Source organism: Segnochrobactrum spirostomi, assembly GCF_009600605.1.
Lineage (GTDB): Bacteria > Pseudomonadota > Alphaproteobacteria > Rhizobiales > Segnochrobactraceae > Segnochrobactrum > Segnochrobactrum spirostomi.
In genome coordinates, this window is the sequence record NZ_VWNA01000001.1 from 825,454 (window position 1) to 847,171 (window position 21,718).

Annotated in this window: 16 protein-coding genes; 10 read left to right on the top strand and 6 right to left on the bottom strand. The window is 68.9% G+C overall.

Features of this window, described 5'->3' with window-relative positions; all coding sequences use genetic code 11:
• Positions 1 to 4 precede the first annotated feature (4 nt).
• The 4 genes from F0357_RS03705 to F0357_RS03720 all read right to left on the bottom strand — a co-directional run bounded on the left by F0357_RS03705 (position 5) and on the right by F0357_RS03720 (position 6,114).
• The gene (locus F0357_RS03705) at positions 5 to 2,323 is read right to left on the bottom strand and encodes a putative bifunctional diguanylate cyclase/phosphodiesterase (protein WP_153478891.1); all 2,319 of its coding nucleotides are present in this window, start codon (positions 2,321 to 2,323) and stop codon (positions 5 to 7) included.
• Positions 2,324 to 2,711: 388 nt separating this feature from the next.
• Complete coding sequence (phbB, locus tag F0357_RS03710) at positions 2,712 to 3,434, bottom strand: acetoacetyl-CoA reductase (protein ID WP_153478893.1); 723 nt, start codon at positions 3,432 to 3,434, stop codon at positions 2,712 to 2,714.
• Between the two features lie 339 nt (positions 3,435 to 3,773).
• Positions 3,774 to 4,793, bottom strand: coding sequence for a Gfo/Idh/MocA family protein (locus F0357_RS03715; protein WP_153478894.1), 1,020 nt, complete (start codon positions 4,791 to 4,793; stop codon positions 3,774 to 3,776).
• A gap of 73 nt (positions 4,794 to 4,866) precedes the next feature.
• Positions 4,867 to 6,114 carry an AI-2E family transporter gene (locus tag F0357_RS03720; RefSeq protein WP_153478895.1) on the bottom strand — a complete coding sequence of 416 codons (1,248 nt, stop codon included), beginning with the start codon at positions 6,112 to 6,114 and terminating at the stop codon, positions 4,867 to 4,869.
• 205 nt (positions 6,115 to 6,319) lie between these two features.
• On the opposite strand from F0357_RS03720, the gene nagB reads away from it, so the two are divergent.
• Both nagB and F0357_RS03730 read left to right on the top strand, forming a co-directional pair.
• Complete coding sequence (gene nagB, locus F0357_RS03725) at positions 6,320 to 7,075, top strand: glucosamine-6-phosphate deaminase (RefSeq protein WP_153478899.1); 756 nt, start codon at positions 6,320 to 6,322, stop codon at positions 7,073 to 7,075.
• A 130-nt stretch (positions 7,076 to 7,205) separates the two neighbouring features.
• A complete protein-coding gene (locus F0357_RS03730) occupies positions 7,206 to 7,781 on the top strand; it encodes a nitroreductase family protein (protein WP_153478902.1) in 576 nt (191 codons plus the stop codon).
• A 262-nt stretch (positions 7,782 to 8,043) separates the two neighbouring features.
• Here F0357_RS03730 and F0357_RS03735 read toward each other — a convergent pair whose 3' ends face one another.
• Together F0357_RS03735 and F0357_RS03740 are read right to left on the bottom strand one after the other, a co-directional pair.
• The gene (locus tag F0357_RS03735; RefSeq protein WP_153478911.1) at positions 8,044 to 9,510 is read right to left on the bottom strand and encodes a carnitine 3-dehydrogenase; all 1,467 of its coding nucleotides are present in this window, start codon (positions 9,508 to 9,510) and stop codon (positions 8,044 to 8,046) included.
• Positions 9,511 to 9,520: 10 nt separating this feature from the next.
• Positions 9,521 to 10,414, bottom strand: a complete 894-nt coding sequence (locus F0357_RS03740) for a beta-keto acid cleavage family enzyme (RefSeq protein WP_153478913.1) — start codon at positions 10,412 to 10,414, stop codon at positions 9,521 to 9,523.
• Positions 10,415 to 10,898: 484 nt separating this feature from the next.
• Between F0357_RS03740 and F0357_RS03745 the strand changes: the two genes are divergently transcribed.
• The 8 genes from F0357_RS03745 (at position 10,899) to fae (ending at position 21,649) form a co-directional block, all read left to right on the top strand.
• The gene (locus F0357_RS03745) at positions 10,899 to 11,831 is read left to right on the top strand and encodes an alpha/beta hydrolase (RefSeq protein ID WP_153478915.1); all 933 of its coding nucleotides are present in this window, start codon (positions 10,899 to 10,901) and stop codon (positions 11,829 to 11,831) included.
• Between the two features lie 422 nt (positions 11,832 to 12,253).
• Positions 12,254 to 13,837 (top strand): ABC transporter substrate-binding protein, encoded by a 1,584-nt coding sequence (locus F0357_RS03750; RefSeq protein WP_153478917.1) that lies wholly within the window; start codon positions 12,254 to 12,256, stop codon positions 13,835 to 13,837.
• 221 nt (positions 13,838 to 14,058) lie between these two features.
• On the top strand, positions 14,059 to 15,006 hold the full coding sequence (locus tag F0357_RS03755; protein ID WP_153478919.1) for an ABC transporter permease: 948 nt from the start codon (positions 14,059 to 14,061) through the stop codon (positions 15,004 to 15,006).
• A gap of 17 nt (positions 15,007 to 15,023) precedes the next feature.
• Positions 15,024 to 15,905: an ABC transporter permease gene (locus F0357_RS03760; RefSeq protein ID WP_376767780.1), complete on the top strand. Its 882-nt coding sequence runs from the start codon at positions 15,024 to 15,026 to the stop codon at positions 15,903 to 15,905.
• A 3-nt stretch (positions 15,906 to 15,908) separates the two neighbouring features.
• Positions 15,909 to 17,549: an ABC transporter ATP-binding protein gene (locus F0357_RS03765; protein ID WP_153478923.1), complete on the top strand. Its 1,641-nt coding sequence runs from the start codon at positions 15,909 to 15,911 to the stop codon at positions 17,547 to 17,549.
• A gap of 354 nt (positions 17,550 to 17,903) precedes the next feature.
• The gene (locus tag F0357_RS03770) at positions 17,904 to 19,901 is read left to right on the top strand and encodes a CocE/NonD family hydrolase (protein WP_153478926.1); all 1,998 of its coding nucleotides are present in this window, start codon (positions 17,904 to 17,906) and stop codon (positions 19,899 to 19,901) included.
• The gene (locus tag F0357_RS03775; RefSeq protein ID WP_153478928.1) at positions 19,891 to 20,979 is read left to right on the top strand and encodes a GlxA family transcriptional regulator; all 1,089 of its coding nucleotides are present in this window, start codon (positions 19,891 to 19,893) and stop codon (positions 20,977 to 20,979) included. The genes F0357_RS03770 and F0357_RS03775 overlap by 11 nt, the downstream gene beginning before the upstream one ends.
• Positions 20,980 to 21,109: 130 nt before the next feature.
• Positions 21,110 to 21,649 carry a formaldehyde-activating enzyme gene (gene fae, locus F0357_RS03780; RefSeq protein WP_153478930.1) on the top strand — a complete coding sequence of 180 codons (540 nt, stop codon included), beginning with the start codon at positions 21,110 to 21,112 and terminating at the stop codon, positions 21,647 to 21,649.
• The last annotated feature ends 69 nt before the right edge of the window (positions 21,650 to 21,718 follow it).

Sequence of the window (21,718 nt, forward strand, 5' to 3'; positions counted from 1 at the left end):
CGCCTCAGCTCGCGAGTTCCTGCGGCGGCACCGGACCCGGCCGGCCGGTCAGGTATCCTTGCACCGCCGGGCAGCCGAGAGCGACGAGCCAGCCGAGCTGTTCCTCGGTCTCGACCCCCTCTGCGACTGCGCTGATGCCGAGGTCGCGGCAGAGCGTCAGGACCGAGCGGACGATGGCGCGGGCACGCTCGTCGGTCGCGATGTTCTCGATGAAGCTCTTGTCGAGCTTGATCTTGAGGATCGGCAGACGGTGCAGGTAACCGAGCGAGGAAAAGCGGGCGCCGAAATCGTCGATCGAGACCGAAACCCCGATCTCGCGCAATTTGGCGAAGCCCGCGAGCGCCCGGTCATAATCCTCGATGAGGACGCGCTCCGTCACCTCGATCTGAAGGCGGTCGGGAGCGAGCCCGGTCTCGTCGAGCACGGCCCGCACGACACGGTCGAGCTCGCCCCCCTTGAGCCAGGCGGCCGAGACGTTCACGGAAATCCAGAGGTCCGCCGGCCACGTTGCAGCCTCCCGGCAGGCCTCCCGTAGAACCCAGGCATCGAGCCGCTGCCAGAGACCGATCTGCTCGGCCCGCTCCACGAACACGTCCGGACGCACCGCCCCATAGCCGGGCCGCGTCCAGCGCAGCAGGGCCTCGCGCCCCATCAGCCGGCGATCTCCGCTCGCCACCACCGGCTGGAAGACGAGGTCGAACCGCCCGGCCTCGACGGCGTCGGCGAGATCATTGTCGAAGCGCCGCGTCTCCGCGCGGGCGCGTTCGATCTCCGCGCTGTAGGCGAGCGGCGCCCCGGCGGCGCGGTCGCGCGCCGTCTCGAGCGCGATGAGGGCGACCTGGGTCAGGCGGGCCGCCTCGTCGGCGTGGTCGGGGGCGAGGGCGTAGCCGAGGTCGGCCGCGAGGGGGATGGTCTGTCCGAAGCTCTGGAACGGGATCGCCAGGCTGTCGAGCACCGCGGCGCACACCGCGGGGAAGTCCCTCATGAGATTCTGGTCGGCGGAAACCACCGAGAATTCGTCGCTGCCGGTGCGAGCAACGAGAACACTCTCCGGCACGGCCGCGGCGATCCGGCGTGCCGCCTCGCGGATGCGGGCGTCGCCGACCACCTGACCGAACAATTCGTTGGCGAGCCGGCTGTCGCGCAGCTTGACGAAGGCGAGCGCCACCCGCTCGCGGCGGTCGAGGCACTCGACAACGAGCCGCTGAAAGAAGGAGCGGTTCGGCAGGCCCGTGAGCTGGTCGTGATCGGCGACCCAATTCAGCCGCTCGTTGGCGCGCCGGGCGGCAAACTCCGCCTCCTTTCGGGCCGTCACGTCGAGGGCGATGCCGTCGGCGACCATTTCGCCCGTGAGCTTCGAGGCGGTGTGGTTGATACGGCTGTGCGCCTCCATCCAGCGCACCACCCCGTCAGGCCTGACGATACGGTACTCGGAGATGAATGAACTGCCGTTCGTGCCGTCGGCCTCCTGAACGATCTCGACGATACGGCCGCGATCGTCGGGGTGCAGCATGCTGATGAAGAGGCTCGGCGTCTTCATCAGAGCATCGGCCGACACGCCGAGGACTTCCTGGGCGCTATCGCTCACATAGATGAGCTCGAACGCGCCGTCGGGGCGCACCTTTCGGCGATAGAAGACGCCGGGAATGCTCGCCGTGATTGTGCTCAACCGCTCGCGGGTCTGGTCGAGCGAAGCCGAGAGGAAAGCCCGGCGCTGGTCGACCATCAGAATGGTGCCGATGACGAGGGTCGCCACCATGCAGGCGATGATGGAAAGCGGGGTCAGAACCGCGAACTGGGCCGCCGCCTCACTCGACGTGCTGCTCCAGATCGCCCGGATGAGGAGGTGAACCAGGGCCGCGCCGAGGGCGAGCGTAGCGATATCGAGGAGGGTGATCGGGCGATGCGGCAGGGACTTCGCCGACAATCGCCAGCCACATCGCCAGGACACGATGGCTCCGACCAGGGCCGCGCCGACGATCATGATGAGCCCATGGCCCATGGAAGGGCCACCGATCATCACGCGCGCGATCACGGCGAGTGCCGTCGCTGCCAGCCCCGCAATCAAGCCGTAGAGCGGCGAAGCCAGCATCAGGGGCACCATCCGGAGGTCGAGCAGGACCCCGAACTCTGCCCGGATCGGGAAAACCATGCTCGCGATCGCAATACCGCCGAAGGCTGTGCCGAACGCGAGGCCCCGGCCGAACGGCCGCCACGAGGCGAGCGCGCCTCGCATCAACATCGCGACGACGACCGCGATCAGGAGCACGCAGCCGTTCCTGACGAAGCCATCGACGTGAACCCAGAGCAGCGGCTCGCTCATCAGGGGGCGGATACCTCTTTCCTGTCGCCCGTCGGGGACGCACTCGCGCCCGCTTCAAGTCTGCCCTTCCGAGCTCGCACCCTCGAGATGGACTTCTACTATCGGACGCCCGGCAAAGCTGTGCATGATAAAAATGCACGCGTGTCGAACGAGTTAATGATTGTTCGCCGTTTCTTTTCCAGACGACCCGCAGGGCTCGCCTTGCGCAGGCTCAAACTTTCGCGATCGAAGACACGTCCTCCCTTCTTTTGCGGTGGGAGGTCGGCGGAGATCATGCGAGAGGGCGGGGGTGGACGATGAGACGGAGACGTCTCGCGAGCTCCGACGAGGCCGCATCGAGGTCGGGCCGGCGCCGTGGCGGGGTGGCGCTGGCCCGACCCTGGCGCCGTCAGTGCATGTAGCGGCCGCCGTTGATCGACAGCGTCTCGCCGGTGATGAAGCCGGCTTCCTCGCCGACGAGGAAGAGGACGCCGCGGGCAATCTCCTCAGGCGTCGCGAGGCGGCCGACGGGCACGTCGGCGACGATCTCGTCGAGGATCGCCTGCGGCACCGCCTTCACCATCGTCGTGCCGGTATAGCCGGGGGCGATGGCGTTGACGGTGATGCCGCGCGAGGCTCCTTCGAGCGCGAGCGCCTTGGTGAAGCCGATCACGCCGGCCTTCGCGGCGGAATAATTGGTCTGGCCGAACTGGCCGGACAGGCCGTTGATCGAGCTGATGTTGACGATGCGGCCGAAGCGATGCTCGCGCATGCTCTCGATCACCGCGCGGCAGGTGTTGAAGCAACCACCGAGGTCGACCTCGATGACGCTGCGCCACTGCTCGAGCGTCATCTTGTGGAGCGAGCTGTCGCGGGTGATGCCGGCATTGTTGACGAGCACCTCGACCGGGCCGAACTCCGCGACGATGGCGGCGATGCCGGTCTGGGTCGCCTCGAAATCGGCGACGTCGAAGGTACGGACCGGGATCTCGGTCTCGGCGTGGAAGGCCTGGGCATCCGCCTCGTTGCCGAAATAATTGGCGACGACGCGGTACCCCGACGCCTTGAGCAGCTTCGAGATCGCGGCCCCGATGCCGCTCACGCCGCCGGTGACCAATGCTAAGCGAGCCATGTTCATCTCCGTCTCGATCCGAGATCGGTCCGGTCCGGGCGGCGACAGCCGGCCCGTCGTCGGCCTTGCGCGGATCCACGTTTCAGACCGCGAGCGACCGCCTGCCCGCCTGATCGGGCCAGTCGACGAACCGCTCGAATTTCAAAGGATTGGACTCTCCTGCCGCGCGGACGGAGGCCGCCCGTACGGGCTTCTATGACACCGAGCCTTCCCGAAACCGTCGCCGGCGCACGGGAGGCGCGTCGGCGGCGTTCGTCCGCATCGGGCGATGCGGCGGATATTGCCCTTCATGCAGGACCTATTTTAGGCGTTTCTTGTGCAGTGCAATAGAGGGGTGCGTCACACCACCGCTTCGAAACGGCCGGATTGGGCCGAGCGGAAGATCGCATCGATGATTTTCATGCCCTGGATGGCGTTCTCGATGCCGTATTGGCGCGGCGCCTCCCCCCGGGCCATGCGGGCGAAGGCATCCGCCTGTTCGGCATATTGGTCGCTGACGGGAATCGTCTCGAGCACCGCCGAGCCGCCGCCGTGGATGGAGCCGTCGTCGACCGCGATGAGCGTCTCCTCGGCCTGGGGCGCGTTCGCCGGGATCATGATCTCGATGCGCTTCTTGAGGCCGAACAGGTTGAGGCGCTGATAGGGCACGATCTCGGTCGAGACGGTGAAATCGGCACGCCGCCCGTCGCCGAAATCGAGGATCGCACTGGTCAGGCGATCGATGCCGAACACCGGATGGTTCTCGATGAGGCCCGCCACCCGCACCGGCTCCGCCTCGAAGAAATAGCGCGCCGCGGTGATCGGGTAGCAGCCGATGTCGAGAAGCGCGCCGCCACCCGTCTCGGGACTGTTGCGGATGTTCTGCGGATCGACGTTGAAATAGGAGAAGAACATGTTGATGGCGCGCAGGGCCCCGGCGTCGCCGGAGCGGACGATCTCGCGGGCGCGCAGCCATTGCGGGTGGAAGCGCACCATGAACGCCTCCTGGACGAAGGCGTCGGCGGGCAGCGCCCGGAGCCGCTCGGCGTCCGCCGCATTCATGCCGATCGGCTTCTCGCAGAGCACGGCCTTGCCAGCCTCGACGGCCTTGATCGTCCAGTCGACATGGAGATTGTTCGGCAGCGGGTTGTAGATCGCGTCGATCTCGGGATCGGCGAGCATCTCCTCGTAGGAGCCGTACGCCGTCTCGATGCCGAGCCGGCCGGCCGCCGCCTTGGCCCGCTCGCCGTCGCGCGACGCGATCGCGGTCACGCGTGCGAGACGGGAGCGCTGGATGCCGGGAATGACCTTCTCGACGGCGATGCGTGCGGTCGACAGGACGCCGAAGCGGTAAGGACGGGCGGGCGTTTCGATCGTCATCTCGGGGATGCTCTATTGTCAGACTCAGGACGAGCCGAACCATAGAGCAAGCCGCCCGAGAGCGCGACGCTCCTCACCGGGCGTCGCGCCAGCCGGCGAGCCGCCCCAGCGCGATCGAGCCGATCACGAGGAAGGGCACGCCGAGGAAGGCCCCGATCGGCCCCCACATCCACATCCAAAACGAGACGCCGATGAAGATCAGCATCGGGTTGATGACGAGCCGGCGGCCGAGCACGGCGGGCGTCACGAACTGGCTCTCGATCACCATCAGCACGAGGTAGACGAGCGCGGGCACCAAACTCGGGAGCAGGCCGTCGAAGGTGACGAGCCCGACGCCCGCGAGCACCGCGAAGGTCACCGCCGGCCCGATGAAGGGGGCGAAGTTGGCGACCGCCGTGAACGCGGCCCACAGGCTCGGCGTCGGCATGCCGAGGGCCCACATGGCAACGCCCGTCGCCACGCCAAGCACCACATTGATGATCGTGATGGTGCCGAAATAGTGGGAGAGCGCGCGCTCGCTGTCGAGCAGGATGCGCGCCGCCGTCAGCCGTGCCGACCGCGACAAACAAAGGGACAAGAGGGAACGGCGCAGGCTGTTGCGGGTGGCGAGGAAGAAGAACAGCGTCCCGACGAAGAGCACGACCTCGGAAACGAGCGCGGGGGCGAGCGAGGCGAAGCTGCCGAGCAGCCCGGGGCCCTTGACCACCACCTCGCGGGTCTTGCTGTCGCTGCCGATCCGCCCGATCGATTCCGAAACATCCTGGATCTGGCCGAACGCGACCTGGAGCAGGCGCAGCTTTTTGCCCAGCGCGTCCCAGACCTCGGGCGCCCGCTCGATCCAGGACTGCATTGGCAGCGCGAACATGACGATCGCGAGGTGCAGAAGCGCGATCGCCCCGCCAACGACGATGGTCGCCGCCAGCGGTTCGGGGACGCGGCGGCGCACCAGGGCCTGATTGACGGGGCCGAGCACCAGCCCGATGACGAAGGCCGCGAAGATCGGCACCGCGAGATCCCGCGCGTAACCGAGCGCGGCGAGAAGCGCGAGGCCGGCGAGAAACAGAATCCCCGCTTGGGAGAGCGAGGTACCGCCGATCGGCGGGCGGCGGATCTTGCGGGTTGCGAGCGTCGCGCCGGCGATGCGCCAGCCGGCGCCCTCGACCTCGACCGGATGCCAGGTGCCGCCGCCGCCTTCGGGTGCCGGCTTCGCGGCCCCCTCGCTCGGCTTCGCCGGGGCCGTCCCAGGGCGCTCGCCCGTCGCGTCGGTCCTCGGGCTGTCGGTCCAGCCCGCGCCGCCTGTCACCTGATCGTCGTTGCGCATGTGCCCGCCCTCCGGACCGGCGCGCGGCGCCGGTCTCTCCGGACGAAATGTCGGCGATCATTGCGCTTCTTCGGCTCGGAGCGAGAGGAGAATGCCGAGCGTGGGCGCCGGTTCCCACACCTCCCGCCGGGCGGCTCTTGACAGCGGCGCCACGGCCCGGTTCTTCCCGCTCATCCTCCCCGCCTGTTGTTCAGAGAGTGACGCCATGAAGCCCTTCGCCGGAGCCGATCACGCGATCCGCATCGAGGTCCTCGACGATGCGGAGGCCGTCGGCCGGCGCGCCTGCGACCTCGTCTGCGAGACGCTGTCGGCGCCGTCGAGCGTGCTCGGGCTCGCGACCGGCGGCACGGTCGAGCCGCTTTATGCGGCGCTCATCACTCGCCATCGCGCCGGCGGCGTGAGCTTCGCCCACGCGTCGAGCTTCAATCTCGACGAATATGTCGGCCTCTCCCCCGACCATCCCGCCTCGTACCGGGCCACGATGCGGCGGCTTCTGTTCGACCATGTCGACATCGACGCCGCGCGCACGTTCTTGCCCCACGGCGCGGCCGCCGACCTCGACGCCGAGGCTACGGCCTACGAGGCGGCTATCCGGGCGGCCGGCGGCATCGATCTGCAACTGCTCGGCATCGGATCGAACGGCCACATCGGCTTCAACGAGCCCGGCTCGCCGCTCGCCTCGCGGACGCGCGTCGTCGCGCTGACCGAGGAGACGCGCACGGCCAACAGCCGCTTCTTCGGCCCCGGCGAAACGGTGCCGACCGAGGCGATCACCATGGGCATCGCGACGATCCTCGAGGCGCGGCGCATCCTCATGCTCGCCACCGGCACGGCGAAAGCCGAGGCGATCGCCGCCGCCCTCCACGGTCCCGTCGGGGACGCCTGCCCGGCGTCGGCCTTGCAGCTTCACGGTGCCGTGACCGTGCTCGCCGACCGTGCCGCCGCGGCCCGGCTCGGCTGACGTTCACCGCTGGGAGACGCTGCGGACACCGGCTGGAGTGCTTGCGCGCCGAAGCGGCGGGTTCTACCGGTTTGCCATCCCACGATGCGGACACCTCCCTGTCCGCGCCCACCGCGAACTGGAGCCAGCCATGAAGAAGACCGCTGCCGCCGAGCATCCGATCCACGAGGTCATCGCCGAACGCTGGAGCGCGCGCGCCTTCGATCCGGTGCGTCCGGTCGGGATCGAGGCCGTCGAGACCATTCTGGAGGCTGCGCGCTGGGCCGCTTCCGCGATGAATGCGCAGCCGTGGGCGTTCGTTTACGCCCTGCGCGGCGAGCCGGGCTTCAGCGCGATCTTCGACGCGCTGGTGCCGGGCAACCATCCGTGGAACGAGAACGCCGCGGGCTTCATCGTCGGCATCGCGCAGGTGAAGAACGCCGAGGGCCAGCCCTACATCTACGGCCCCTACGATCTCGGCCAGGCAATGGCCCAGGCGACGCTCCAGGCGAGCATCCTCGGCCTCGCCTGGCACCAGATGGCCGGCTTCGACGGCGCCAAGCTGACGGCCTCGCTCGGCATTCCGGACGGCTACCAGCCCTATGTCGTGGCGAGCTTCGCCTGGCCGGGCGTCGCCGAGAACCTGCCGGAGCCCTACAAGAGCCGCGAGACCGCCCCGCGCACCCGCAAGCCGCTCGCCGAGATCGCCCGTCACGGCAAGTGGTGAGCGAAGCGGCGGCACGCGACCTTCGCGCGCCGTCTCCGCCTCTGGCATCCGCGCCTCCGCTGCCTTCTCCCCGTTTGGGGAGAAGGTGGCCTGGTCGGGCCGCCGAGGGGATTTTCTAATTCATTCCAATAGCTTGTGATGATCGGGCGAAGGCCCCTCATCCGGCGCTCTGCGCCACCTTCTCCCCGCGCGCGGGGAGAAGGAGAGCTCGGGACAATTCGTCGGCCACGAGCGCCGCGAGGCGTGCCCGGAGCCGACGCCCCTACCCACGCGGCGCGCCGACATGGCGGCCGGCGGAGACCGGGCGCGGCAGGGCGGCGTGGGCGGCGACGATCGGCATCAGCCGGTCGGTGATCGCGGCCGGCGCCGGCGCGGCGCGCTTGGCGTTGGTATCGACGTGGAGCAGCATCTGCTCGGCGGTCGCGATGGTGACGTCGTCCTTGGTCCGCGTCAGCGTGTGGAAGAGGTGGAGCTTCTTCCCGTCGCTGCCGAGAAGCTGGGTCGCAACGGCGAGCCCGTCGCCCTCGTGCGCCTCGCCGAGATGCATGATGTGCGTCTCGACCGTGTAGAAGCTGCCGCCCGACGCCAGATAATGATCGTCGACCCCTATGTGGGCGAGCAGGGCGTCCGTCGCTTCCCCGAACGCATGGAGATAGCGGCTCTCGGTCATGTGGCCGTTATAATCGATCCAATCCGGGGCGACCTGCGTGCGGTAGAGAGCGAGCGGAGCCGCCTCGCCGTCGGTGCGGCCACGGCCGGCGAGCGCCGCGCGGTGCGCCTTCACCACCGCGCCCGCGGCATAATCCTGCTCGGCGAGCGCCGAGAGGACCGAGACGAGGCAATCGTCGCGCAGCCGCTCCAGTTCGCGGATCGAGATCCCGCGCGCCTGATCGTCGGATTGGGCGGAGACGCGGTCTGTGAGTTCGTCGGTCAGCTCAGGCGCCACCAGCTTGGTCCACGGCAGCTTCAGCGCCGGGCCGAACTGGCTGAGGAAATGGCGCATGCCCGGCTCGCCGCCGGCGAGGCGGTAGATCAGGAAGGTGCCCATGAACGACCAGCGCAGGCCCGCACCGTAGCGGATCGCGTCGTCGATCTCCTCGGTGGTGGCGACGCCGTCCTCGACGAGCCACAGGGCTTCGCGCCACAGCGCCTCGAGCAGACGGTCGGCGATGAAGCCGTCGATCTCCGTGCGCACGACGAGCGGGTGCATGCCGAGCGTGCCGTAGAACGCCGCGGTGTCGCGCACGACCTCCGGCGCGGTCTTGGCGCCGCCGCAGACTTCGACGAGCGGAAGAAGATAAACCGGGTTGAACGGGTGGCCGACGACGAGCCGCTCCGGGTGGGCCATGTCGGCCTGGAGATTGGTGGGCAGCAGGCCGGAGGTCGACGAGGCGATCACCGCGTCGGCGGGCAGCGCGGCGTCGATCTGCGCGAGCACCCGGCGCTTCAGATCCTCCCGCTCGGGCAGGCTCTCCTGCACGAAGTCTGCGCCTTTCACCGCCTCGACCGCACTCGCGGCGATGGTGAGGCTGCCCTCGGGAAGCGCCACGCCCGGCGTCAGCTTGGCTTGGGCGCGCTTCGCGTTGGCGAGCACGGTCTTCAGCTTGCGTTCGACCTCCGGATCGGGGTCGAACACCGTCACGTCGTAGCCGTTGAGGAGGAAGCGGGCGGCCCAGCCCGCCCCGATCACCCCGCCGCCGACGAGGCCGATGGTCTTGACGTCGCGCATGGTCGCCTCCTCAGCCGTGCTTCACGAGCTTGAGCTTCTCGCGCACCTCGCGCGGGCCCAGGATCCGGCAGTTCATCGCCCGCAGGATCGTCACGGCGCGCTCGACGAGTTGGCCGTTCGAGGCGAGCACGCCGCGCTCCAGGTAGATGTTGTCTTCGAGGCCGACGCGGACATTGCCGCCGGCGATCGCCGCGAGCGCCGCATAGGGAAGCTGGTGGCGGCCGATCGAGAAGGCCGAGAACACGGCGCCCGGGGGCATCTGGTTGACCATCGCCATCAGGGTGAGCGGATCGTCCGGCGCGCCGTAGGGGATCCCCATGCAGAGCTGGATCATCGCCGGATCGTCGATCAGGCCCTCCTTGATGAGGTCCTTCACGAAGACGAGGTGCCCGGTATCGAACACCTCGAGTTCGGGCCGCACGCCGAGCTTCTGGACATGGGCCGCCATCGCGCGGAGCGTCGAGGGCGTGTTCGTCATGATGTAGTCGCCGAGCGAGAAGTTCATCGTCCCGCAATCGAGCGTGCAGATCTCGGGACGCAACGCCTCGACGTGCGCGAGCCGCTCGAGCGGACCGGCCATGTCCGTGCCCTCGGGGTTCGGCGGCAGCGGCCGCTCGCCGGAGCCGAGCACGAGGTCGCCCCCCATGCCGGCGGTCAGGTTGATGACGACGTCGACGTCGGAGGCGCGGATGCGCTCGACCACTTCCTTGTAGAGCTTGACGTCGCGAGAGGCCTTGCCGGTCTCGGGATCGCGGACGTGGATGTGGGCGATCGCAGCGCCCGCGCGGGCGGCCTCGATCGCGGCATCCGCGATCTGCGCCGGCGTCACGGGCACGCCCGGATGCTTGCCCACGGTATCGCCCGCGCCGGTGACGGCGCAGGTGACGAACACGTCGAAATTCATGGAAGCTGCTCCTCTCGCCCGGATCGCTCGGCCGGGTGTTCGCCGTCCATGATAGGGGGCGAGCCGCCGCGGCGAGTTGTCATGGAGCGACAAAGCCGAGGCGGTGGGCGACAATTCCATTGGGCGGTCGTCGAGCCTTGGAAGAACGGTGGTGCGGTATCCGATCCTCTTGGCTCGACATCGCGATCCGGACCTGCCTCTGAATGATCATCCCTAGAGGCCGCCTTCGTCATGCGACCCGGCACGTCCCTTCCGTCATCATCCCCGGGCTCGTCCCGGGGAGCCAGGGGCGGCAACCGTCGAGCGCGCAGCCCCTGGGTTGCCGGCACAAGGCCGGCAATGACGACGGAGGGGCATGTGTTCGGGGAGGGAATTTGTGCGGGAGGGGAATGTGTTTGCGCGCCGGCCGAAACGTGATTTTTCTCGTCTCCGCCCCTCAAGCACACCACCCCTGAAGTCCTGCCCCAAGCCCAAGGGATCGTCCATGATCGAGCCGGAGCTCGCCGCCTTCATCGCCGAGGCGCAGATCGCTTATCCGCCCGGCGCGGAGACCCGACCCATCGCGGAAACCCGCGCGCTCTACGACGCCTTTGCCGCGCGGATGACGCCACCGCGCCCGCCCGGCATCACCGCCGAAGACAGCGCGCTGGCCGTCGACGCCCGCGCCATCCCGCTCCGCCTCTATCGCGGCCCCGACGCACCGACGGGACTGGTGCTCTATTTTCACGGCGGCGGCTTCATCCTCGGCTCGCTCGACAGCCACGACATCGTCACCGCCTGGCTCGCGGCCGAGACGGGGACGGCGGTGATCGCGGTCGATTATCGCCTCGCGCCGGAATATCTCGCCCCCGCCGCCTTCGCGGATTGCCTTGCGGTGGCCGAGGCGGCGATCGCCGGCCGCCTGCCCTTCGACGCGATCGGCGGACTGCCCTTCGTGCTCGCGGGCGACAGCGCCGGCGGCACCCTCGCGGCCGGCGTCGCCATGGCGCTGCGCGACGGCGGGCAGGCACCGCTCGCCGGCCTCGCGCTCATCTATCCGCTGCTCGCCCGCGATCCGACCCCGCCCGCCCGCGACGACGAAGCGGAGGCGCCGATGCTAACGCTCTCGGAAGTGCGCGGCTGCGTCGAAGCCTATCTCGGCGGGCAGCAGCCGGGCCCCTACGATTTCCCCCTCGATACCGATCGGTTCGATGGGCTGCCTCCGGTGCTCGCACTACCCGTGGAGCACGATCCGCTGCGCGACGACGCCTATCTGTTCGCCGAGCGGGTGCAGGCTGCGGGGGGCACCGCGGAGGTGCTGCTCGGCACCGGCTTGGCGCACGGTTGTGTGCGGGCCCGAGAGCGGAGCCCGGGCGTCCGGCGGCTCTATGCGGCGCTCGCCGACTTCGTCGCGGCCCGCATTGCGGCGGCGCACTAGGGATCGCTCGAGACACTGGACACCGGCTCCCGGCTCGGCGAAGCGCAGCGATGAGAGTCGGAGGACGGCCGGTTTCCGGCAGCGGCGACCCGCCCCTCGGAGTCGCCTCGCTTCGCATAACTTTTTCTCATGCTTGAGCGAAAATAAGGTGCGTTGACGTACCGCTCCCTCGCTCGAAAGATCGCCCCACGGTCCGGAGCCTCCCAAGGCGCGCGCCATGAGGGCGCAATGCCGCGACCGGCCTCCCGCAACAATTGCACCCGGATGTCGCCCCGCCGCATGAAAATGTCGCTGACCGCTACCTTCGGGGTCGCTTTTCGCCAAATCAGCGTCGGAGCGCGCTCCTATCATCCTGCCTGACGGTCCGTCGGCTCGTGCCGCGCGGACACGTCCAAACACAACATTCCAGAGGACCCACGACGATGGACGAACGGATTCTGAAAGAAGGCCCGCGGGGCCTCGACCGCCGCGAGTTCCTGACCGGCACCGCCCTCCTCGGCGCGCTCGCCGGCGCCGGTGCGGGCCTCTCGCTCGCCAGCCCGGCCTTCGCCCAGTCGGCGACGCCGACGACCGGCGGCACCCTGCGCCTCGGCATGTCGGGCGGCGCCACCACCGACACGCTCGACCCGCGCACCTTCACCGATTGGGTGCCGGTCAACATCGCCTACCAGATCATGAACGGTCTCGTTGAGATCGACGCCGACAACAAGGCGACACCGGAACTGCTCGAGAGCTGGGAGCCGAAGCCGGGGGCCAAGGACTGGGTGTTCAACGTCCGCAAGGGCGTCGAATTCCACAACGGCAAGTCGCTCGACGCCGACGACATCATCTATTCGATCAACCTGCACCGCGGCGACACCAAGTCGGCGGCGAAGGCGGTGCTCGAAGACATCGTCGACATCAAGAAGCTCGACACCCACCAGATCCAGATCACCCTGACCGACGGCAACGCCGACCTGCCCTACATCCTGTCGGACTACCACCTGTTCGCGGTGCCGAACGGCTTCACCGACTGGGCGAACCCGATCGGCACCGGCGGCTACAAGCTCGAGAAGTTCGAGCCGGGCGTGCGCTCAATCACCAAGAAGACCGGCTCCTATTGGAAGCCGAACGCCGGCTATGTCGACTCGATCGAGGTGATCGTCATCAACGACATCACCGCCCGCATCAACGCGCTTTTGTCGAACCAGGTCGACATCATCAACCGCCTGGACGGCCGCACCGTCGATCTCCTCAAGCGCAACAAGAAGTTCCAGGTCATCCGCTCGCAGGCCGGCCAGCACGGCGTCCTGCTGATGAACTGCGAGAGCGACCCCTACAAGAACAACGACATCCGCCTCGCGCTCAAGTACGCGATCGACCGCGAGAAGATCATCAAGACGGTGCTGAACGGCTACGGCACGATCGGCAACGACCAGCCGATCCCGCGCACCAATCCCTATTACAATGCCGACCTGCCGCAGCACGGCTACGATCCGGACAAGGCGAAGTTCCACCTGAAGAAGGCCGGCCAGGAAAACCTCAAGGTCACCCTCCAGGTCTCGGAAGCGGCCTTCACCGGCGCCACCGACACCGCCGTCCTGTTCCAGGCGGCCGCCAAGGATGCCGGCATCAATCTCGACGTGAAGCGCGAGCCCTCCGACGGCTACTGGGACAATGTCTGGATGAAGGCGCCGTTCTGCGCCTCCTACTGGGGCGGCCGACCGACCGCCGACCAGATGCTGTCGATCGCCTACAAGTCGGACGCCAAGTGGAACGACACCAATTGGCACCGGCCGGCATTCGACAAGCTCCTCATCGAGGCCCGCGCCGAGCTCGACCAGGCGAAGCGCAAGGAGCTCTACGGCGAGTGCCAGAAGATGATCTGGGAGGACGGCGGCGCCCTCATCCCGATGTTCATCGACTATATCGAGGCCGGCACCACCAAGGTGCAGGGCTGGAAGCCGCACCCGATGTTCGACTTCATGGGTCAGCGGATCGGCGAAAAGGTGTGGATGCCGTCCTGACGGCACCCCCCTTTTCAACAGCGGTGACGCGACGCGGCGGCTCGTTCGAACCCGCCGCGTGGCCCACCCTATCCCGCACGAGACGGAATGGGCGCATAATGAGCCCGTTCCGACTTTGAGCCCGCCGGTTTCGCCATGACGGTCCCGCGCCGTCCGAGCGACGGCGGCCGAGGCCCGGTGCCGGCGGCTTGCCCCGGCGCCCACCGCCCGCGAGAGGTTCCATGATCCGATTGGTCGCCGAGCGAACAGCGCTCGGCCTTCTGACCCTGCTGGCGATCTCGGCGCTCCTGTTCTTCGGCACCAACCTGCTGCCGGGCGACGTCGCGTCGGCGCTGCTCGGCCAATCGGCGACGCCGGAAGCGCTGCATGCGATCCGGATCTCGCTCGGCCTCGATCAGCCCGCCTGGTACCGCTATCTCGTCTGGCTCGGCCATGTGTTCGAGGGCGATTTCGGCACGTCGCTGGCCTCCGGGCGCCCCATCGTGGCCGAGGTGATGCCGCGGCTCGGCAACACGCTGTTCCTCGCGGGCGTCGCGGCGATCGTCTCCGTTCCGCTCGCGGTCGGCCTCGGCCTTCTCTCGGCGATCCGCGAGGGCGGGCTGTTCGACCGCCTCGTCTCGATCCTCTCCCTGATGACGATCTCGGTGCCGGAATTCTTCGTCGGCTACGTCGTCATCATCGTCTTCTCGGTGCAGCTCGGCTGGCTGCCGTCGCTCGCCACCATCGATTCCGGCATGAGCCTGATCGACCGGCTCGAGGTGGTGGCCCTGCCCGCCTTCACCCTCGTCCTCGTCGTCCTCGCCCACATGCTGCGGATGACGCGCGCCTCGATCCTCTCGGTGATGTCGGCGCCTTATGTCGAGATGGCGTTTCTGAAGGGCCTGAGCCGCTCCACGGTCGTGATGCGCCATGCCCTGCCGAACGCGGCGGCGCCGATCATCGCGGTCGTCGCCCTCAATCTCGGCTATCTCGTCGTCGGCGTCGTCGTTGTCGAGGTCGTGTTCGTCTATCCCGGCGTCGGCCAGTTGATGGTCGATGCCGTCTCCAAGCGCGACCTGCCGCTGGTGCAGGCCTGCGGCCTCGTCTTCGCGGCGACCTATGTCGGGCTCAACACGCTCGCCGACGTCGTCGCGATCCTCGTCAACCCGCGCCTCAAGCGCCCGCGATGAGCGAGAGGACCGCCGCCGTGACCTCTGCAACGCCCTCCGCCGCCCCCGCGCCCCCGCCGGCTGCCGCCCGCAAGACCCGGCGGCGCCCGCCGCTCTCCGCCATCATCGGCGGGGTGATCGTGCTCGTCATCGTCCTCGCCGCCCTGTTGGCGCCGCTGACGGCGCCTTACGGCGAGGCGGAACTCGTCGGCGGCGTCTGGGACCCGCCGAGTGCCGCAACCTGGCTCGGCACCGACAATATCGGCCGCGACATGCTGACGAGGCTGATCTACGGCGGCCGCACCACGATCGGCATCGCCGTCGTCACCACGGCGGTCGCCTTCCTGATCGGTGTCACCCTCGGCTTCATCGCCGCGGCGATCGGCGGCTGGGTCGACACGGTGATGTCGCGCGGCATCGACATCCTCTTGTCGATCCCGGTGCTGATCTCGGCCCTCATGGTGCTGTCGGTGCTCGGCACCTCGATCCCGGTCCTGATCGGCACCATCGGCATCCTGGAATCGACGCGGGTCTATTTCGTGGGACGAGCCGTCGCGCGCACCATCACCGTGCTCGATTATGTGGCGGTCGCCCGGCTGCGCGGCGAAGGGCTCGGCTGGATCATCGTGCGGGAGGTGCTGCCGAACGCGCTGCCGCCGCTGATCGCGGAAGCGGGCCTTCGCTTCTGTTTCATCTTCCTGTTCATCGCCTCGCTCTCCTTCCTCGGCCTCGGCGTGCAGCCGCCCGCCGCGGACTGGGGCTCGATGGTTCGCGAGAACGCCCAGGCGATCAATTTCGGGCTCTATGCCCCGCTCTTTCCCGCCGGCGCCATCGCCGTCCTCACCATCGGGGTCAACTTGGTGATCGATTGGATGCTGACGCTCCATTCGCGCCCGAGCGGCCACGCGCTGGAGGTCTGAGCCATGACCGACGTTCTCGAGGCCCCCGCCCCGGCCACTTCCACCGTACTGCGTATGGAAGGCCTCCGCGTCGAGGCGGCGTCCGGCGCCGTGCTCGTGGACAATGTCGATGTCGAGCTCGCCCGCGGCGAGGTGCTCGGGCTGATCGGCGAATCCGGCGCCGGCAAGTCGACCATCGGGCTCGCCGCGCTCGCCTTCGCCCGGCCCGGCTGCCGCATCACCGGCGGTGAGATCGTGCTCGACGGCACGGACCTGCGCGGCCTCTCTTCGGCCGGGCGCCGGCAGACCCGCGGCGTGCGGGTCGCCTACGTCGCCCAGAGCGCGGCGGCAGCGTTCAATCCGGCGATGAACCTCTACGATCAGGTCTGCGAAGGGCCGATCCGCCACGGCCTGATGGGCCGCGCCGAGGCCCGCGCCCGGGCGGTCGAAGTGTTCCGCGCCCTCGATCTGCCGGACCCCGAACATTTCGGTGAGCGCTATCCCCACCAGGTCTCCGGCGGCCAGTTGCAGCGCGCGATGGCGGCGATGGCGATGTCGTGCCGGCCGGACGTGCTGGTGCTCGACGAGCCGACCACCGCCCTCGACGTGACGACCCAGATCGAGGTGCTCGCCCACCTCAAGAAGCTCATCGCGCTCTACGGCACCGCGGCGCTCTACATCACCCACGATCTCGCCGTGGTCGCCCAGATCGCCGACCGCATCATGGTGCTGCGCCACGGCAAGATGGTGGAGCAGGGCCCGACCGAGGCGATCCTGAGCCGGCCGACGACCGATTATGCCCGCGCCCTGGTCGCCGAGCGGAAGGCCGCCGAACAGGGCACCGGCGCCGCCGAGGATGCCCGCGCCGAAACGGTGCTGGCGATCGAAGACCTCACCATCGCCTACGGCCAAAAGACGGCGGTGAAGGCCGCCCGCTTCACCGTCTCCAAGCACGAGACCGTCGCCGTCGTCGGCGAATCCGGCTCGGGCAAGACGACGCTCGCCTACGGCATCGCCGGCCAGGTGCCGGCGCGCTCCGGCACGGTGCGGTTCGCCGGCCAAGTGCTCGCCCCGTCGTTCGCCCGCCGCAGCCGCGAGGACCTCCGCCGCATCCAATATGTGTTCCAGCTTCCGGACGTCGCGCTCAATCCGCGCCAGACCATCGGCGAGATCGTGGGGCGGCCGGCGACCTTCTATTTCGGCCTCAAGGGCGCAGCGCTCGCGGCCCGCGTCGCCGAGCTTCTGACCGAAGTCGGGCTCGACCAGAGTTTCGCCACGCGCCGGCCCGGCGCCCTCTCCGGCGGCCAGAAGCAGCGTGTCTGCATCGCCCGGGCGCTGGCGGCGAAGCCGGACCTCATCATCTGCGACGAGGTGACCTCCGCGCTCGACCCGCTCGTCGCCGACGACATCCTGCGCCTGTTGCGCCGCCTTCAGGACGAACTCGGCGTCGCCTACCTCTTCATCACCCACGATCTCGGCACGGTGCGCCGCATCGCCCACCGCGTCGTGGTGATGCTCAACGGCGAGATCGTCGCCGAGGGGCCGACGGCGGAGATCTTCACCAACCCGTCGCACCCCTACACCGCGAAGCTCCTCGCCTCCGTCCCCGAAATGCGCCCCGGCTGGCTCGAAGAGGTGCTGAAGAGCCGCGGGAGCGCGGAATGATATCGCGGCGGCGCGCCATGCGGGCCCCTCGCGCCAGCAAGTGGATGACAGTGTCCCGCCGCTCACCGCCCTCTCCCTTCTCCCCGCTGGCGGGGAGAAGGTGGCCCGCAGGGCCGGATGAGGGGCGCTCCGAGACCTCTCTCGGGGGCAAGAGCGGCACGAGCCATCCGAGACGAAAGCCCCCTCATCCGCCCCTTCGGGGCACCTTCTCCCCCGAGGGGGCGAAGGGAGAGGCGGCTCTATTTGTGGCCGATGCGACAGCCCTCCCACACCGGGACCGGGTCGCGACGGTGCACCGTGACCCATCGGTTCAAACAGCCTCCCATCCCATCTCTCGCCGATAGAAGTGCCTCCATGAGCGTCAGCGTCACCGAAAATCTCTGGATTCCGCTCGCCGACGGCACCCGCCTCGCCGCGCGCCTGTGGCTGCCGGCCGATGCGGAGACCGTCCCGGTGCCGGCGGTTCTCGAATACATCCCCTACCGCAAGCGCGACGGGACCCGGGACCGCGACGAGCCGATGCATCATTGGTTCGCCGAGAACGGCTATGCCGCGATCCGCGTCGACATGCGCGGCTCGGGCGAATCCGACGGACTCCTCGCCGACGAATATCTGAAGCAGGAGCAGGACGACGCCGTCGAGGCGATCGCCTGGATCGCCGCGCAGCCCTGGTGCACGGGGGCGGTCGGCATGATGGGCAAGAGCTGGGGCGGCTTCAATTCGCTGCAGGTCGCGGCCCGCCGCCCGCCGGCCTTGAAGGCGATCGTCACCGTCTGCTCGACCGACGACCGCTACGCCGACGACATCCACTACATGGGCGGCTGCCTCCTCAACGATAACCATTGGTGGGGCGCGATCATGCTCGCCTATCAGGCGCGCCCGCTCGATCCGGAGATCGTCGGCCCGACGTGGCGCGAGGATTGGCTGAGGCGGCTCGACGCCATGCCGCTCTGGCCCGGCCTCTGGATGGAGCACCCGCTGCGCGACGATTATTGGCGCCACGGCTCCGTCTGCGAGGATTTCTCGGCGATCGAATGCCCGGTGCTCGCGATCGGCGGCTGGGCGGATTCCTACACCAACGCCGTCCCCCGCCTGCTCGAAGGCTTGAGCGTGCCGCGCCAGGCGATCGTCGGCCCGTGGGCGCACATCTATCCCCAGGACGCGACGCCCGCGCCCGCCATCGGCTTCCTTCAGGAGGCCAAGCAATGGTGGGATCGCTGGCTCAAGGGCGAGGCGAACGGGGCCGAAGCGAAGCCGATGCTGCGCGCCTATGTCGAGGACTGGATGAAGCCCGAGACGAGCCGGCCGGCTTCCGACGGCCGCTGGGTCGCGGAACCGGTCTGGCCGAGCCCGTCGATCGCGCCGCAGGTCCTCCACCTCGCCGATCAAGGCCTCGCCGCGACCGGCGCCCTGACGGCGGCGCGCGCCATCCGCTCCCCGCTCTGGACCGGCATCGCCGCCGGCGAATGGATGGGCACCGGTGTCGAGGGCGAGATGCCCGCCGACCAGCGGCTCGACGACGGCGGATCGCTGGTGTTCGACGGCGTGCCTCTCTCTGAACCGCTGGAGATCCTCGGCTTTCCCATCATCGAGCTCGACCTGACGGCCGACAAGCCGACGGGCCAGATCGCCGTGCGCCTCGAAGAGGTCGCCCCGGACGGCGCGGCGCTCAGGGTCGCCTACGGCGTCCTCAACCTCACCCATCGCAACGGCCACGAGCGCGCCGAGCCGCTTCGGCCCGGCGAGCGCTTCATGGTCCGTCTGCCGCTCAAGGTCGCCGGCCACCGCTTCGCCGCGGGGCACCGGCTGCGGATCGCGATCTCGACCGCCTATTGGCCGCTGCTGTGGCCGGCCGCGGACGCCACCACGCTGACGGTCCACGCCGGCCGCCTCGCCCTGCCCGTGCGCACCCCGCGCCCGGAGGACGCCTCAGTCGCTTTCGAGCCGCCGGCGCGCGGTCCGCGTGCCCCGAGCACCCGGATCACCGACGGCTCGATGGTCCGCTCCGCCTCGATCGACCTCATCGCCAACCGCGCGACCTACATCACCGACGGTCGCGGCGGGCTGTTCGGCGAGGGCGTCGTGCGCTTCGACGAGATCGGCACCTCCAACGCCCACGATCTGCGGCGTGAGCTGACGATCTCCGGCGACGATCCGCTCTCGGCCCGCTACCGCATCGATCAGGCCTACGAGATCGGCCGCGACGGCTGGCGCATCCGCATCGAAACCGTGTCGGAGCTCACCGCCGACGCCACCGCGTTCCGCCTCACCGCCCATCTCCGGGCGTTCGAGAACGGCGCGCTGGTGCGCGAACGGTCCTGGGACGAGCGCTACGCGAGGGATGGCGTGTGAGCGCACTGGTGGCGGGAGAGCGCAGACGCGGCGCCGGTCCCGCCCGGGCGCGGACCGCTGCGCGCTCTTCCAGCCCTACCGCGGCAGCGGGCCGGAGCCGGTCGGTTTTCTCCTGGTGCCGCGCTTCTCGATGATGGCCTTCATCTCGGCCGTCGAGCCCTTGCGGGTCGCCAACCGCTTCGCCGGACGGACCTTGTTCTCCTGGCATATCTTCTCGGCCGACGGCGGGCCGGTCGAGGCCTCGAACGGCATGAGCCTCGCCGCCGAGGCGGCGGTCGACAAGGCGGCGGTGCCGACCTTGATCGTGTGCGCCGGGTTCGACCCGCGCGCCCAGGGCAAGAAGCCGCTGATCGCCACGCTGCGCCGCCTCGCCCACCGCGGCGTGACGCTCGGCGCCCTCGATACCGGCGCCCATCTCCTCGCCCGCGCCGGCCTGCTCGACGACAGCCGGGTGACGATGCATTGGGAAGCGGTGCCGGCCTTCCGCGAGGATTTTCCGGACATCGAGGTCAGCGACGAACTGTTCGAGATCGGCAACGGCCATTTCACCTGCGCCGGCGGCACCGCGGCGATCGACCTGATGCTCGACATGATCGCCCGCAAGCACGGCTCCGAGCTCGCGGTGAAGATCTCCGAACAATTCATCCACGAGCGCATCCGCGACCGTCACGACGCCCAGCGCCTGAAGCTCGCCAAACGGCTCGGCGTCACCAATTCCCGCGTCATCCGCATTGTCGAGCTGATGGAGCGCCATCTCGACGAGCCGCTCTCGGCGCGCCGCCTCGCCTCGTCCGCCGGCGTGTCGGGCCGCCAGCTCGAACGGCTTTTCCGCGCCAATCTCGGCGTCACGCCCGGCGCCTATTATCTCGGGCTCCGGCTCCAGCGGGTGCGCCAGCTTCTGCGCGAGACCGACAAGAGCGTGCTCGAAATCGCCCTCGCCTGCGGCTTCACCTCGGCCTCCTCCGTCTCCCGCGCCTACCGTGCCCGCTTCGGCGTCGCGCCGAGCCAGGACCGTAAGGAAGAGCGCGACGGTGGCGGCCCCCAGCGGCCGGCGATCGCAGCGGAGCGGCGGCCCTGATGTCGCCTCGGTCATATCCCGTGACGCAAACGCCCTCTATGGTGCGCGCCGGCGGACCGAGGGTCCCCCCTGCGATGGTCCCCCTTCCAGAGGCGGTACGAAGCCGCCATTTCCACCCGAGGAGAAGACGATGAGCGAAATCTGGTTCCGCACCGGCGAGGCGACGGTTCTGGCGGCCGAAGGCCAATACACGGATGCCATGCCCGAGGTGCTGATCGGTTCCGTGCGCGGTCCGGCCGGCCATGCCTTCGCGGGCATGATGGGCCAGGTCGTCGGCCACACCCGCATGTTCGTGATCCGCGACCTCAACCAGCTCGTCCGTCCGGCCGCGATGATGACGACGAAGGTGACGATCGACAACGCGGCCTATGTCGGCCTGCTCGGCGGCGTGGTGCAGGGTGCGGTCGGCGACGCCATCGTCGACGCGGTGATCGAGGGCATCCTGCCGAAGGATCAGGTGGACGAGATCTGCATCATCGTCACCCTGTGGCTGGACCCGCGCTGCGCCACCCATGCCGAACTCGACAAGAAGAACCTCTACGACACCAACTACGAAGCGATGAAACTCGCCCTCGCCCGCGCCATGAAGGGCGAGCCGACGATCGACGAGCTCATCGCCAACCGCAAGACGGTGAAGCACTACACGCTCGACGGCATCGTCGAATACTGAGGCTTCGCGCGCATCACGCGCTTGAACGCGAACCCGGCCGGGAGCAACCTTCCGGCCGGGTTCGTCATT